Origin of the sequence: Bacillus sp. FSL K6-0042, assembly GCF_038006685.1 — a bacterium.
Classification (GTDB): domain Bacteria; phylum Bacillota; class Bacilli; order Bacillales; family Bacillaceae_G; genus Bacillus_A; species Bacillus_A pseudomycoides.
Genome location: NZ_JBBOVS010000001.1, coordinates 3200001 through 3216202 on the forward strand (window position 1 = coordinate 3200001; position 16202 = coordinate 3216202).

The following is a 16202-nucleotide window of genomic DNA, read 5'->3' on the forward strand; positions in this document are numbered from 1 at the left end:
CGTTTTCCGTAACCATTTTTGGTTACAATTAAAACGTTCATATCCTCTTCAACAATTTCCATACCTACAACTTGGTCTTCATCACCTAGTGTAATAGCTTTTACACCTGCCGCATTACGTCCCATTGAACGAACATCTTGCTCATTGAAACGGATTAACATACCGTTACTTGTTCCAACAATAATATCCTTATCACCAGATGTTAAGCGTACAGAGATTACTTCGTCCTCTTCACGAAGGGAAATTGCAATTAAACCATTCGTACGTATATTGGCAAATGACGAAAGAGGCGTTCTCTTAGAAATACCTTGTTTTGTTGTGAAGAATAAGAATTGATCATCACCAAATTCACGGATTGGAATAATAGCGTTAACCCACTCACCTTTATCTACTCCTAACAAATTAATAATTGGTATACCTTTTGCCGTACGGCTATACTCTGGAATTTCATATCCTTTTGTACGGTATACTTTACCTTTGTTTGTGAAGAATAGAATATGATCATGTGTAGACGTTGTCAATAAATGCTCAACAAAGTCATCATCATTCGTACCCATTCCTTGTACACCACGTCCCCCACGGTTCTGTGTTTTGTACGTAGAAGCTGGTAACCTTTTGATATAACCATTATGAGTAAGTGTGATAGCTATATTTTGCTCTGGGATTAAATCCTCGTCTTCAATTGATTCCATACCACCAATTGTAATTTCTGTTCTTCTTTTATCATTAAAGCGTTCTTTTACTTCTATTAATTCTTCACGAATAATTTCAAGAACCTTTTCTTCATCCGCTAAGATGGCCTTTAATTCAGCAATTAACTTCATTAGGTCTTGATATTCTTGTTCAATTTTTTCACGTTCTAGTCCTGTTAAGCGTTGCAGACGCATATCTAAAATTGCTTGCGCTTGTTTTTCACTTAAACCGAAACGTTCCATCAATCCTTGTTTTGCAATATCAGCAGTCTTTGAACTACGAATTAAAGTAATTACTTCATCAAGGTGATCTAATGCAATTCGTAACCCCTCTAAAATATGAGCCCGAGCTTCCGCTTTCTCTAATTCATAAGCAGTACGCCTACGAATAACTACCTGTTGATGCTCTAAATAATAATATAAAGTTTGTTTTAAGTTTAATACTTGTGGCTCCCCATTCACGAGCGATAACATATTAATACCGAAGCTTGTTTGAAGCGCCGTATGTTTATATAAATTATTTAATAGTACGTTTGCATTTGCATCACGGCGTACTTCCATGACAATACGCATACCATTTCGATCTGACTCATCGCGTAAATCTGTAATACCTTCGATTTTTTTATCGCGAACTAACTCTGCAATTTTTTCAATTAATCGAGCTTTATTCACTTGATAAGGCAGCTCTGTTACAATAATTGCTTGTTTTCCATTTGCCTTTTCTTCAATTTCAACTTTAGCACGAAGTATAATAGAACCGCGACCTGTTTCATACGCTCTTCGAATTCCACTTCTCCCTAAGATTAGACCCGCCGTTGGAAAATCTGGTCCCGGAATAAATTCCATTAATTCCGCAATAGTAATGTCAGGATTATGACTCAATGCTAGCACGCCATCAATTACTTCTCCAAGTTGATGAGGTGGAATATTTGTTGCCATACCAACCGCGATACCTGTCGTACCGTTTACTAATAAGTTAGGAAAGCGTGCTGGTAATACAATTGGTTCTCTTTCAGAACCATCATAGTTATCTTGATAGTCAATTGTATTCTTTGTAATATCACGTATTAATTCCATGGAGATTTTAGACATTCTTGCTTCTGTATAACGCATCGCTGCCGCCGAATCCCCATCAACAGAACCGAAGTTACCATGTCCATCAACAAGCATATAACGTTGACTAAAATCTTGTGCCATACGTACCATTGTTTCGTAAACGGCTGAATCACCATGCGGGTGATACTTACCAATTACTTCACCAACAATACGCGCTGATTTTTTATATGCTTTATCAGCAGTAATCCCTAAATCATTCATTGCGTATAAAACCCTGCGATGCACAGGTTTTAACCCATCACGAACATCTGGTAGTGCACGAGATACGATAACACTCATTGCGTAATCTAAAAATGAGGTACGCATTTCATGACTAATATTAATTTCTCGAATTCGTGCTTGTTGTTGATTGTCTGACATCAACGAGCACCTCCTCTTACATTTCCGTTACATATACATTGATTTATATGTAGAAGACAGGAATGCTTAGATTCCTGTCATTACTTACTTAAATATCAAGGTTTTTCACGTATTTTGCATTTTCTTGGATAAAATTACGGCGTGGCTCTACTTTATCACCCATTAAAATTTCAAACGTTTCATCTGCTTCAATTGCATCTTGCAGAGAAACTTGAAGTAATGAACGTACTTCTGGATCCATTGTCGTTTCCCATAATTGAGTCGGATTCATTTCCCCAAGACCTTTGTAACGCTGAATACCAGGTTTTGGCTGAGCTGGTAACTCTGCTAATATCTTTTCAAGCTCTTTATCGTTATAAGCATATTGAATTTTTTTCCCTTGTTGCACTTTAAACAATGGTGGTTGTGCAATATATATATAACCATGTTCAATGATTTGACGCATATAACGATAGAAGAACGTTAATAATAGAGTACGAATATGCGCACCATCAACATCGGCATCGGTCATAATAATAACTTTATGATAGCGGGCTTTTTCAATATCAAAATCCCCACCGATATTTGTACCAATCGCTGTGATAATCGTACGTACTTCATCATTAGATAAAATCTTATCTAAGCGTGCCTTTTCAACGTTAATAATTTTACCCTTAAGTGGTAAAATCGCTTGAAAGTGGCGATCGCGTCCTTGTTTTGCAGAACCTCCTGCAGAATCTCCCTCTACGATGTAAATTTCACTAATCGAAGGATCTTTAGAAGAACAGTCTGCAAGCTTCCCTGGCAAACTAGATACTTCCAGCGCACTCTTTCGACGCGTTAATTCACGTGCCTTCTTCGCTGCTACACGTGCACGTGCCGCCATTGTTCCTTTATCCACAATCTTACGAGCAACATTTGGATTCTCAAGTAAAAACTTTTCGAACGCTTCTGAGAAAACAGACTCTGTAATCGTTCTCGCTTCACTATTTCCAAGTTTTGTTTTCGTTTGTCCCTCAAACTGTGGATTCGGATGTTTGATGGAAACAATCGCTGTTAGTCCTTCACGTACATCTTCACCTGTTAGGTTACTATCAGCATCTTTTAAGATGTTATTTTTTCGTCCATAATCATTTATTACACGCGTTAGGGCCGTCTTGAAACCAACCTCATGTGTACCGCCTTCATACGTATGAATATTATTCGTAAATGAATAAATATTGTTTGTATAACCTTCGTTATATTGAAGAGAAACTTCAACTTGAATTCCATCTTTCGAACCCTCTACATATACAGGTTCTTCATGAATCGGTTGCTTCGAGCGGTTTAAATGCTCAACATAAGATTTAATTCCACCTTCATAATGGAACTCTTTCTTCTGCTTATTTTCGCGTTTATCTTCAATTATTAATTTAATATTACGATTTAAAAATGCTAGTTCACGCATACGTGTTGCTAATGTATCAAAATCGTATTCCGTAGTTTCTTTAAAAATTTCTGGATCTGGCTTAAAACGAGTTATTGTTCCTGTATGATCTGTTTCACCAATTACCTTTAAATCTGCGGCTGGGATACCTCGTTCATACTTTTGATAATGAATTTTACCTTCACGATGTACAAATACTTCTAACTCTGTTGATAGAGCATTTACAACAGATGCACCCACACCATGTAAACCACCGGAAACTTTATAACCGCCACCGCCAAATTTACCACCTGCGTGGAGTACAGTCATAATAACCTCTACAGCAGGACGTCCCATTTTTTCTTGTATACCAACTGGAATACCACGACCATCATCCGTCACACGAATACTATTATCTTCTTCGATGCTAACATTAATTTCATCACAGTATCCTGCTAACGCTTCATCAATACTATTATCTACAATTTCCCATACAAGGTGATGAAGACCCTTCCCACTTGTAGATCCAATATACATACCTGGTCGTTTTCGAACTGCTTCCAGTCCCTCAAGTACCTGTATTTGACTTTCATCATATGAATTTTCCTGCATTTGCTTTTGTTCCATTGACACAAAGATCACCTACTTTTCCATTTAAACAGAAATTATGTTCTGTCTATTTCACAATCTACCGTGCCGTTCGTTACATGAATTGTTTTCGCTTGCTTTAACGTTTCGTGTTCAATTCCGTCGACACTCGTCGTTGTCACAAATGTTTGCACTTTTCCTTGAATTGTATTTAAAAGATGTGATTGACGATAATCATCTAACTCTGATAATACATCATCTAATAAGAGGATTGGATATTCTCTAACCTCTGAATAAATCAATTCAATTTCAGCTAACTTTAGGGAAAGTGCGGTTGTTCGTTGTTGCCCTTGTGAACCAAAGACCTGAACATTTTTATCATTAACGAAGAATTGTAAATCGTCACGATGAGGACCAATTAAAGTTGTACCACGAAAAATTTCACGTTGTTTCACAGATTGAAAACTTTCATAGTATACTTCTTTTATTTTCGACAAATCCATTGATTCTGATACATCTACGCTCGGTCTATAGACTATTTCTAGTTCCTCTAATCCTCTACTAATGCCGCGATGGATTGGAGCAGCCCATTCTTGTAATAAATGCAGAAACTCAAAACGTTTTTGCAAAATTTTCGCACCATGTTCAATGAGTTGCAGTGTAAATACATCCAACATCGTTTCCTCATTTTTACTATTCCCTTGCATTTTTTTTAGCAAGTGATTTCGCTGCGTGAGCACTTTTTGATATTGACTTAACTCATACAAATAGACAGGAGCTATTTGTCCAAGTTCCATATCTAAAAAGCGTCTTCGTACTTGAGGGCTTCCTTTTACAAGATTTAAATCTTCTGGGGCAAACATAACAACATTCATTTCACCAATATATTGGCTTAACCTTTGTTGTTCTAGTTGATTTAATTTTGCCTTCTTCCCTTTTTTAGAAATATTTAATTCTAAAGACAAGGAACTGTTTCGCTTTTGTAATCTACCTTTTATTTTACCATAATCCTCATCCCACCGGATAAGTTCACGATCGTTCGAAGTTCGATGAGACTTGGCAATCGCTAATACATAAATAGCTTCCATCAAATTCGTTTTCCCTTGAGCATTTTCACCAATAATTACATTCACTTTATCCTCAAAGGAGAGATCCAGATATTCATAATTGCGATAATTTTTTAATTGTAATTCTTTAATATACAAAGGGCTCCCCCTTTATGCTTGAACTTGAAATGTTCCGTTCCCCGGAATTTCAACAATATCATTTGCATATAACTTTCGGCCTCTTCTATTTTCAAGCTCTTGATTGACATACACTTCGTACTCTTGTAAGAACCATTTAACAGCACCGCCTGTATCAATTACATCAGCTAACTTTAAAAATTGTCCCAGTGTAATGTACTCAGTTGAAATCTTAATACGTTTCATAAAATCGCTCACTTTCTGAAAGTGTTCATTCTTTCATTGTACTAAATAAACCTGCATTAGGAAAGTAATACCCCGAAAATCAAATAAGGGCCACTAGCATATTCAAACTAGTAACCCTCACTCTCGCTTAGTAAGTACGAACTGGTAAAATTAATTGGATGATAGAATCATCATTTACTGTACGAATTAAGAATGGTCTCATCGCTCCAGTAAAACTAATTTTAATTTCTGTACTGTCTAACGCTTTTAATGCATCCATCATATATTTTGCACTAAAGGAGATTTTTAATTCTTCCCCTTCTATTTTTTCACATTGAACTTCCTCTACTACTTTTCCGATTTCTGGTGAATTTGAAGAAAGTTCTAGCATTTGTTGTTCTAATGTCGATAATTTTACAACATTATTGCGACCATCCCTTGCTAGTAAAGAAGCACGATCAATTGCTTGTAAAAACTCTTTTGTATTTACAAATATGTCGGTTTTACTTTCTGCCGGAATTAAACGTGTTGTATCCGGGTAATTCCCTTCTAACAACCTTGAGAAGAATAATAAATGTTTAGTTCGGAATAATACTTGATACTCCGTAATGACAATATCCACCATTTCTTCAGACTCATCTAGAATTTTGCTCAATTCATTTAAACTTTTACCAGGGATAACAACATTCGCTTGAAATTCATCAGAAATTGTATGACCTTCAATCTTTGCTTTACGAAGTGCTAACCTGTGACTATCTGTTGCAATACAAGTCAATTTGCTGTTATATACTTTCCAGTTTACACCTGTCAAGATCGGACGAGTTTCAGAACTTGAAACCGCAAATACAGTTTGACGAATCATATGTTTTAGTAAATCTGTCGGGATTTTAAATACATGATGTTCTTCAATTTGCGGTAATAATGGGTATTCAGCGGCATCTAAACCATTTAGATTAAACTCTGACTTTCCAGATTTTATTTTTGTCATAAAATGATTTTCCACAGAGATTTCTACTGTTTCTTTTGGTAATTTTTTTACGATCTCACTAAAATATTTTGCTTGTAAAACAATGCTCCCCGATTGTGCAATTTCAACAATTTCTTTTCCATTTTCTTCAACTGGAATAAAAGATTCAATCGAAATATCAGCATCGCTTCCTGTTAATGTAACACCTTCTTCAGTTGCTACAACTTTAATTCCTGTAAGTATGGGAATAGTTGTACGAGAGGAAACTGCCTTCATTACATCTTGTACACTTCTTACAAGATAGTCTTTTTGAATTGTAAAACGCATAGCGAAAACCTCCGGCAAGTATAAGATTTTATTTATTTAATAAATATAAAAAAATAGTAGTAATAGTAATAGGGCTTGTGGATATGTGGATAACTCCATTTAGAGACGGAAAAACAGTCTATCTACATGTGGATAGACTGTGTGTAAAACAAGGGAAGTTATTCACACTATTCAGCTACTACTTTAAAATATCATTGATTTCCTCAACTTGTTTTTGTAGTTGTGTATCAGTTTTTAATAGTTTTGAAATTTTTTCGTGCGCATGGATGACTGTTGTGTGATCACGTCCACCAAATTCTTCACCAATTTTAGGTAAAGATGAATCTGTTAACTCACGTGATAGATACATTGCAATTTGGCGAGGGAATGCGACTGATTTTGTGCGTTTTTTTGCTTTAAAGTCTTCTAGTTTAACTTGAAAAACATCTCCAACGGCTTTTTGAATATCATAAATAGAAATAATCTTTGGTTTAGAATTTGGAATAATATCTTTAAGTGCTTCGGCAGCTAAATCCGCATTAATATCTTTATTAATTAAAGATGAATAAGCAACAACTCGAATAAGTGCACCTTCTAGTTCACGAATGTTCGAGTCGATTTGATTTGCGATATAGAGCATGACTTCATTTGGGATATCAAGGCCTTCTGCTTTCGCTTTTTTTCGTAAAATCGCAATTCTCGTCTCTAAATCTGGCGGTGTAATATCTGTAATAAGTCCCCACTCAAAACGGGAGCGAAGGCGATCTTCTAATGTCGGGATCTCTTTTGGCGGTCGGTCGCTTGAGATTACAATTTGCTTGCTTTCTTCATGTAGCGCATTAAATGTATGGAAGAACTCTTCTTGTGTTTGTTCTTTTCCAGCAAGAAATTGAATATCATCTATAAGCAAGACATCGACATTACGGTATTTATTACGAAAATCGACAGCTTTATTATCACGAATAGAGTTAATAAATTCATTTGTAAATTTTTCTGATGACAGATAAACAACCTTAGCATTCGGATTATGTTCAATGACATAATGACCAATTGCATGCATTAAGTGTGTTTTTCCAAGCCCGACTCCCCCATAAATAAATAGCGGGTTATATGCTTTTGCCGGTGCTTCAGCAACTGCTAATGAAGCTGCATGAGCAAAACGGTTCCCAGAGCCAATAACAAATGTATCAAACGTGTATTTTGGATTTAACATGCTCTGTGGTAAGTGATTAGACTCATCATTTATTCTTTTCTTTTTAGCAGGAGGATAGTCAATCTCCTCTTCAGTTTGACTTTGGGGAATAATAAAGCGAATTTCTAGCTTTGCTCCTGTTAAATCATAAAGTGTTTCTGAAATTAGCTCTGAATAATGAGATTCTAGCCAGTCACGAGCAAATTCATTTGGAGCTGTAATCGTTAATATATCTTTTTTCAAAGCATGTGCTTTGGTTGATTTCAACCATGTCTCATAACTTGGTTTACTGACCTTTTTTTCTAGTTCTTTCAAAGCACTATTCCATAAATCAGAGATATTTTCCAAAGGTGTCCCTCCTTTACAAAGATGGTAAAAGAATAAGGTTGTGCAACAATTGTACAACCCTGAAATAACAAAAATGTATATTTATACGAAACGTATTTTAAAACCTAAAAACGTCGTTTGTATACGAGATAGAGTTTTCGACAAAAAACACAAATGTGGACAACTATTTACCCACATGTGATTATAACTGTCCACATGTTATGCACAATTTGTGGATAAATTAAACTTGTGGAAAACTTGTCCAAGGTGAAAACACAACTATAATATCAAAAAAAGATAGCGATAGCAATGAATTTCAGAAAGTTATCCACAAAATCAATACCTTGTGGAATAAACTTGTCCACAATACGATATACTGTGTAAAAGTGAAAAAAAAATTTGTGGATACAAAAAAATGAAAAATACATTATCCACAAAGAAATAAAACAGCTGTGAAATAAATTGTGAATAGGTTCAAAATGAATATTTGATGAAAATTTGGAGAACCATTGACATTTTCCTAGTTGATTAACTATAATTTATAAGACTGTCTTTAACAGATATTCCTCAGGGAGGTGTCATATAATGAAAAGAACTTACCAACCAAATAAACGTAAGCGCAGCAAAGTACATGGTTTCCGCAGCCGTATGAGCACAGCGAACGGACGTAAAGTGCTAGCAGCTCGTCGTCGTAAAGGAAGAAAAGTATTATCTGCGTAGACCACTGATCGTTCAGTGGTCTTTTTTTCTAGTAATAATGAATTTCCACTGATGAAATACAGGAGTGTCAATTGATATGAAGAAAAAAAATCGTATAAAGAAAAATGATGAATTTCAGGCTGTTTTTCAAAATGGAAAATCAAATGCAAATCGTCAGTTTGTGGTCTATCAGCTTGAAAAAGCGGAGCAATCATACTTTCGCATTGGTCTTTCCGTTAGCAAAAAGTTAGGAAATGCAGTAGTACGTAATCGAATTAAGCGTATGATTCGCCAATCGATTGCAGAATTAAAAGATGAGATAGATTCTGGAAAAGATTTTGTTATAATAGCAAGGAAGCCTTGTGCAGATATGACATACGAACAATTGAAGAAAAGCTTAATTCATGCCTTTAAGCGCTCTGGTATTAAAATAACAAACAAGTAGCGTAGGAAAAGGAAAATGAATTACACTATATACATACCGAAACAAGGAGGAGCAGGCTGTGAAAAAAAAGATAGGATTACTAGTCATGGTTATTGCTTTAATGGCAATTGCTACTGGCTGTAATGAAACGAATCAGCCGATTACACCGAAAAGTACAGGGATCTGGAATGAATATTTCGTATACCCGCTTTCTCAGTTAATCACATATTTTGCAAACTTATTTGGTAGTAATTATGGTTTAGCGATTGTTGTCACAACTCTTATCATTCGTTTTGCATTGTTACCATTAATGATTAAGCAGACGAAGAGTACGAAGGCAATGCAAGCATTGCAACCAGAAATGGCGAAGTTAAAAGAGAAATATAGTTCTAAAGACCAAGCAACGCAGCAAAAGTTACAACAAGAAATGATGCAGTTGTATAAAACACACGGTGTAAATCCATTAGCGGGTTGTTTACCAATTTTTATTCAAATGCCAATTTTATTCGCATTTTACCATGCAATTATGAGAACGGCAGAGATTAAGCAACATAGCTTCTTATGGTTTGATTTAGGACATGCGGATCCGTACTATATCCTTCCAATTGTTGCGGCAATCACAACATTTATTCAGCAAAAACTTGCAATGGCAGGTACTGCTGGACAAAATCCACAAATGGCAATGATGATTTGGCTTATGCCAATCATGATTTTAGTCTTTGCAATTAACTTCCCAGCAGCATTATCACTATATTGGGTAGTTGGTAACATCTTTGGTATCGCTCAAATGTATATGATCAAAGGGCCTGAAATTAAGGCTAGTAAGGCAAGAGGATCAAGCAAGTGAGTATAATTACTGCTAAAGGACAAACAGTCGAGCTGGCAGTACAAGATGCTTTAAGACAATTAAAAGTTTCAAGGGATCAAGTAGACGTGAATGTGATTGATGAGGGAAAGAGAGGATTTCTAGGTTTTATAGGGAATCGTCCAGCTATCGTGGAAGTTGTAATGAAGAAAGATCCCATTCAAGAAGCTGAGCAATACTTACAAAGTGTTGTTCAGGAAATGGGTGTGGATGTGATGATTACGAAAAATGTAAAGGGGCGAGAAATTGAGTTTACACTTTTTGGAAAAGATGTAGGGGTATTGATCGGAAAAAGAGGACATACATTAAATTCTTTACAATATTTAACAAAACTTGTTGCGAATCGCACTACAAAGCAATATATTGGTATCACAATTGATGCTGAAAACTATCGTAGTAAGAGGAAAGATACGTTAGAATCGCTTTCTTATCGATTAGCAAAACAGGTAACGGTAACTAAAAAAAATGTTGTGTTAGAACCAATGCCTTCTTTTGAGAGAAAAATTATTCATCAAGCATTGTCCAATCATCCAAATGTAATTACAACTTCCGAAGGGAAAGAACCACATCGACATGTTGTAATATCTTCCAAATAACCGGTTACTCATTCGAGTACCGGTTTTTTTTTCTTGTTAATTTATGAAAAATAGATTGTGGATAACTAAAAAACACTAAACTTATCCACTGTGAATAAGTTTAGTGTTTTTTACATGAGGACATAATAAAATGAGTTATTATTCTTTTGTAGATAGGTTCGTTATGGTATCCTAATAGTTTAGTGAAGGAAAAAATCATGTTGAAATAGAGAGAAATAAGCAAGTGAGGTGAAAGGACATGGATTTTGATACAATTGCTGCAATTTCCACGGCACTTGGGGAAGGGGCAATTGCCATTGTTCGAGTAAGTGGAGAGGATGCGATTGAAAAGGTCAATCGCATTTTTAAAGGGAAAGATTTAACGGCAGTTTCTTCTCATACGATTCACTACGGTCATATTGTTGATTTAGATACAGATCAAGTTATCGAAGAGGTAATGGTATCAATTATGCGAGCGCCAAGGACATTTACGCGTGAAAATATTGTAGAAATCAATTGTCACGGTGGTCTTGTTTCTGTAAATAAAGTATTACAACTTATTTTGGCTCAAGGAGTGCGTTTGGCAGAACCGGGTGAATTTACAAAGCGTGCATTTTTAAATGGGCGTATTGACTTATCGCAAGCAGAAGCTGTAATGGATTTGATTCGTGCGAAAACAGATCGAGCGATGAACGTAGCAATGAATCAAATGGAAGGGCGATTATCTAAATTAATCGGTCGCCTTCGTCAGGAAATTTTAGAAACATTAGCTCATGTAGAAGTAAATATAGATTATCCAGAATACGATGATGTCGAAGAAATGACGCACAATATTTTAATTGAAAAAGCCACACATGTTCGCGGTGAAATTAAAAAAATATTGGAGACATCTAAGCAAGGGAAAATTTTACGAGAAGGAATTGCAACGGCAATTATCGGAAGACCGAACGTTGGGAAATCCTCGTTATTAAATAGTCTCGTGCAAGAGAAAAAGGCGATTGTGACAGATATAGCAGGAACAACACGCGATGTAATTGAAGAGTATGTCAATGTGCGTGGTGTGCCACTTAAACTTATTGATACGGCGGGAATCCGTGAAACTGAAGATATTGTTGAACGAATCGGTGTAGAACGATCAAAAGAAATGATGGGACAGGCTGATTTAGTTCTAATTGTAGTAAACTATAGTGAAGCATTAACAAATGAAGATGAAGGCTTATTCCGTGCAGTGCAAGGAAAAGACTTTATTGTCATTGTAAATAAAACAGATTTACCAAAGCAAATTGATATGAAACGTGTTACAGAATTAGCAGGTAAAAATCGTATGATCACAACGTCGCTAATTGAAGAAAAAGGTGTAGATGAGCTAGAAAAAGCGATAGCAGATCTATTCTTTGAAGGAACAATTGAGTCAGCAGATATGACGTATGTTTCTAATGCGAGACATATCGGTTTATTAACACAAGCGGAAAAGACAATTGGAGATGCTATTGAGGCAATAGAGAACGGTGTGCCAATTGATATGGTTCAAATCGATCTAACAAGAACGTGGGAAATCCTTGGTGAAATTACTGGTGATACTGTTCATGAAAGCTTAATCGACCAATTATTTTCTCAATTTTGTTTAGGAAAATAACATATAGTTGTTTTAGAAGGATAGATAATTTTAGGAGGAATAATAATGGGATACAATGCCGGTTCTTACGATGTCATAGTAATCGGTGCAGGTCATGCAGGATGTGAAGCTGGACTTGCAGCAGCACGAATGGGCTCAAAAACATTAATGTTAACAATTAATTTAGATATGGTTGCTTTTATGCCATGTAACCCTTCTGTTGGTGGACCAGCGAAAGGGATTGTTGTACGTGAGATTGATGCATTAGGCGGTGAGATGGGACGAAACATTGATAAAACTCACATCCAAATGCGTATGTTAAATACGGGAAAAGGTCCAGCTGTACGTGCTCTTCGTGCACAAGCGGATAAATTTTCATATCAACACGAATTAAAGAAAACAATTGAAGAAACGCCAAATTTAACATTATGTCAAGGAATGGTAGAGCGTCTAATTGTTGAGGATGATGTATGTAAAGGTGTAATTACACAATCAGGTGCTGAATATACAGCGAAAACAGTTGTAATTACAACGGGTACATTCCTACGTGGTGAGATTATCATGGGCGATTTAAAATACTCAAGTGGTCCGAATAATCAGCAACCATCTATCACATTATCTGAGCATCTAGAGGAACTTGGCTTTGATCTTGTCAGATTTAAAACAGGTACGCCTCCTCGTGTGAATAGCAATACAATTGATTATAGTAAAACGGAAATTCAACCGGGTGATGAAAAACCACGTGCATTTTCTTTTGAAACTACAAAATTTATTATGGATCAAATTCCATGTTGGTTAACATATACAAGTGAAGAGACACATCGTTTAATTGATCGAAACTTGCATCGTTCAGCTATGTATTCTGGTATGATTAAAGGAACAGGTCCACGTTACTGTCCTTCAATTGAAGATAAAGTGGTGCGATTTAACGATAAACCGCGTCATCAAATTTTCTTAGAGCCGGAAGGTCGTAATACACAGGAAGTATATGTACAAGGTTTGTCAACAAGTTTACCGGAAGATGTCCAGCGTGAAATGCTTAAAACGATTCCTGGTTTAGAGAATGTTGAGATGATGCGTACAGGTTATGCGATCGAATATGATGCAATTGTGCCAACTCAGTTGTGGCCGACACTGGAGACGAAAAAAATTAAAAATTTATATACAGCAGGTCAAATTAACGGTACGTCTGGTTACGAAGAAGCAGCAGGACAAGGAATTATGGCCGGAATTAACGCAGCATGCCGCTCTCTAGGGAAGAAAGAGGTTATTTTAGGTCGTTCAGATGCTTATATTGGTGTTTTAATTGATGATCTTGTGACAAAAGGGACAAACGAACCATATCGTCTTTTAACATCCCGTGCTGAATACCGTCTATTATTGCGTCATGATAATGCCGATCTTCGTTTAACAGAAATTGGCCACGAAATTGGCTTAATTCCAGAAGAGCGTTACGGGCGTTTTACTGTGAAAAAGGAACAGATTGAACAAGAAAAATTACGTTTAGAAAGCATTATTATTAAACCACGTCCTGAAGTGCAAGAATTAATTCGCAGTATTGGTGGAAGTGAATTAAAGGATGGAATACGTGCAAGTGACTTACTACGTCGTCCGGAAATGACGTATGAACATATTCGTATTCTTGCGCCAAGTGAAGTGGAAATACACGATGAAATTGCAGAGCAGGTAGAAATTCAAATTAAGTATGAAGGATATATCGAAAAATCCTTACAACAAGTAGAACGTATGAAGAAAATGGAAAGCAAAAGGATTCCTGTTGATATTGATTATGATGCGATTTCTGGAATCGCTTCTGAAGCAAGACAAAAATTAAAAGATGTTCGTCCTCTTTCTATGGGGCAAGCATCCCGTATTTCCGGAGTAAATCCAGCTGATATTTCCATTTTGCTTGTGTATATTGAACAAGGAAAAATTGCGCGAGTATCGAACCAATAAATAATAAGGAGATATGGCAAGATGAACATAGAACAATTTCAATCTATGCTAGGAGAAAGAGGAATTAACCTTTCTCCTAGGCAATTAGAGCAATTTGAAATCTACTTTGAAACATTAGTAGAATGGAATGAGAAAATGAATTTAACAGCTATTACAGAGAAAGAAGAAGTGTATTTAAAACACTTTTTCGACTCGATTACAGCTGCTTTTTATAATGATTTTTCAAAGCCGTTTTCTATTTGTGATGTCGGTGCAGGAGCAGGATTTCCAAGTATTCCATTGAAAATTTGTTTCCCGCATTTAAAAGTAACGATTGTAGATTCATTGCAAAAACGTATCAATTTTTTAAATCATTTAGCCCAAAAATTAGAGCTAAGTGATGTTGCGTTTTGTCATGATCGTGCTGAAACATTTGGGAAAAAAGAAGGTGTACGTGAATCGTTTGATATCGTGATGGCGCGTGCGGTAGCACGTCTTTCTGTATTGAGTGAGTTATGTTTACCCCTTGTAAAAGTAGGTGGGACATTTATCGCTATGAAAGGTGCAGCTGCCAATGAAGAGATTGAAAATGGTAAGTATGCTTTAGAAATACTTGGCGGTGAACTAAAAGAGATTTCTACTTTCCAATTACCATTTGAAGAAAGTGAACGTAATATTTTAGCAATCGTGAAAAAGCGCAAAACACCAAAGAAATATCCGCGTAAGCCAGGGACACCCAATAAATTACCTATTGAAAAATAAATCTTATTAGACGTAAGATTAAATTATATAAATGAAAACGTAAATGTTTCATAGGAAACATTTCTGTGTAGGACATTCAATAGGCCCAAAGGTGGTGGAATATGTATGAAAAATACGTTTTCTCGTTTATTTGGCTTTGGAGATAAAGAGAGCGAATTCGAATTACAAAACGAAAGCCATGAAGAAATAGATAAAAAGGTACATGAAGAAATACAAGAAATTCCGATAGCAAATATCATTCCCAATCGCTATCAACCACGTACAGTTTTTGATGACGCACGTATTGATGAACTTGCGTTGACCATTCGTACACATGGACTCATTCAACCAATTGTTATCAGGAAATATGAAGAAGATAAGTATGAAATTATTGCCGGGGAAAGACGTTTTCGTGCTGCAACGAAATTAGGATGGGAAAAAGTTCCGGCGATTATCAAAAACTTAAATGATACGGAAACAGCTTCTGTTGCTCTCATTGAGAACTTGCAACGTGAGGAATTAACAGCAATTGAAGAGGCTGTTGCTTATCAAAAGCTAATTGAGTTACATAATTTAACACAAGAGGCATTAGCGCAGAGGCTCGGAAAAGGACAATCAACAATCGCAAATAAGTTGCGATTATTAAAGTTGCCTGAAGAAATTAAACGAGCATTGCTAGAAAAGAATATTACAGAACGTCATGCCCGTGCCCTTATTCCTTTAAAAAATGAAGAATTACAGTTGAAAGTTTTACAAGAAATTGTAGAAAAACAATTGAATGTAAAACAGGCTGAGGAACGTATTGCTAAGCTATTGGAAGAAGTGAAACCAAAGCGTAAGGCAAAACAGAAAGCGGTAAGTCGTGATATGCGAATTGCAATGAATACAATTAGACAATCGCTACAAATGGTTACAAATAGTGGACTGAAAGTAAATTCTGAAGAAGAAGAATTTGATGAGTACTATCAGATCACAATTAAGATTCCTAAAAAAAAATAATTCATATT

At 35.9% G+C, this 16202-nt stretch carries 14 protein-coding genes (1 of these 14 only partly in view); 8 read left to right on the forward strand and 6 right to left on the reverse strand.

Translation table 11 applies throughout. The features are described 5' to 3' along the window. The 6 genes from gyrA to dnaA form a co-directional block, all read right to left on the reverse strand. Positions 1–2168, reverse strand: the 5' portion of a protein-coding gene (gene gyrA / locus MHH45_RS16450; RefSeq protein ID WP_016112835.1) for a DNA gyrase subunit A. It extends 301 nt beyond the left edge of the window; only the first 2168 of its 2469 coding nucleotides appear in the window; its start codon is at positions 2166–2168; its stop codon lies beyond the left edge, outside the window. A gap of 88 nt (positions 2169–2256) precedes the next feature. Further along, a complete protein-coding gene (gene gyrB / locus MHH45_RS16455) occupies positions 2257–4179 on the reverse strand; it encodes a DNA topoisomerase (ATP-hydrolyzing) subunit B (protein WP_088094030.1) in 1923 nt (640 codons plus the stop codon). Between the two features lie 38 nt (positions 4180–4217). Beyond that, positions 4218–5345: a DNA replication/repair protein RecF gene (recF, locus tag MHH45_RS16460; protein WP_088094029.1), complete on the reverse strand. Its 1128-nt coding sequence runs from the start codon at positions 5343–5345 to the stop codon at positions 4218–4220. A 12-nt stretch (positions 5346–5357) separates the two neighbouring features. Continuing rightward, on the reverse strand, positions 5358–5570 hold the full coding sequence (gene yaaA, locus MHH45_RS16465) for a S4 domain-containing protein YaaA (protein WP_003194149.1): 213 nt from the start codon (positions 5568–5570) through the stop codon (positions 5358–5360). A gap of 127 nt (positions 5571–5697) precedes the next feature. Then, positions 5698–6843 (reverse strand): DNA polymerase III subunit beta, encoded by a 1146-nt coding sequence (gene dnaN, locus MHH45_RS16470; RefSeq protein ID WP_016112832.1) that lies wholly within the window; start codon positions 6841–6843, stop codon positions 5698–5700. Positions 6844–7021: 178 nt separating this feature from the next. Further along, entirely contained in the window at positions 7022–8362 is a 1341-nt protein-coding gene (gene dnaA / locus MHH45_RS16475) for a chromosomal replication initiator protein DnaA (RefSeq protein WP_016112831.1), read from the reverse strand. A 564-nt stretch (positions 8363–8926) separates the two neighbouring features. Between dnaA and rpmH the strand changes: the two genes are divergently transcribed. The 8 genes from rpmH (at position 8927) to noc (ending at position 16194) form a co-directional block, all read left to right on the forward strand. After that, positions 8927–9061: a 50S ribosomal protein L34 gene (gene rpmH / locus MHH45_RS16480; protein WP_000831901.1), complete on the forward strand. Its 135-nt coding sequence runs from the start codon at positions 8927–8929 to the stop codon at positions 9059–9061. A gap of 76 nt (positions 9062–9137) precedes the next feature. Continuing rightward, positions 9138–9485, forward strand: a complete 348-nt coding sequence (gene rnpA / locus MHH45_RS16485) for a ribonuclease P protein component (protein ID WP_016112830.1) — start codon at positions 9138–9140, stop codon at positions 9483–9485. Between the two features lie 58 nt (positions 9486–9543). Beyond that, the gene (gene spoIIIJ / locus MHH45_RS16490; protein ID WP_016112829.1) at positions 9544–10311 is read left to right on the forward strand and encodes a YidC family membrane integrase SpoIIIJ; all 768 of its coding nucleotides are present in this window, start codon (positions 9544–9546) and stop codon (positions 10309–10311) included. Then, positions 10308–10925 (forward strand): RNA-binding cell elongation regulator Jag/EloR, encoded by a 618-nt coding sequence (gene jag, locus MHH45_RS16495; RefSeq protein WP_016112828.1) that lies wholly within the window; start codon positions 10308–10310, stop codon positions 10923–10925. The genes spoIIIJ and jag overlap by 4 nt, the downstream gene beginning before the upstream one ends. Before the next feature lie 238 nt (positions 10926–11163). Continuing rightward, entirely contained in the window at positions 11164–12540 is a 1377-nt protein-coding gene (gene mnmE / locus MHH45_RS16500) for a tRNA uridine-5-carboxymethylaminomethyl(34) synthesis GTPase MnmE (RefSeq protein ID WP_088094028.1), read from the forward strand. Between the two features lie 45 nt (positions 12541–12585). Beyond that, positions 12586–14475, forward strand: coding sequence for a tRNA uridine-5-carboxymethylaminomethyl(34) synthesis enzyme MnmG (gene mnmG / locus MHH45_RS16505; protein WP_016112826.1), 1890 nt, complete (start codon positions 12586–12588; stop codon positions 14473–14475). Between the two features lie 21 nt (positions 14476–14496). Next, positions 14497–15216: a 16S rRNA (guanine(527)-N(7))-methyltransferase RsmG gene (gene rsmG / locus MHH45_RS16510; RefSeq protein ID WP_003202571.1), complete on the forward strand. Its 720-nt coding sequence runs from the start codon at positions 14497–14499 to the stop codon at positions 15214–15216. Positions 15217–15321: 105 nt separating this feature from the next. Next, on the forward strand, positions 15322–16194 hold the full coding sequence (noc, locus tag MHH45_RS16515; RefSeq protein WP_016112825.1) for a nucleoid occlusion protein: 873 nt from the start codon (positions 15322–15324) through the stop codon (positions 16192–16194). Positions 16195–16202: the final 8 nt, after the last annotated feature.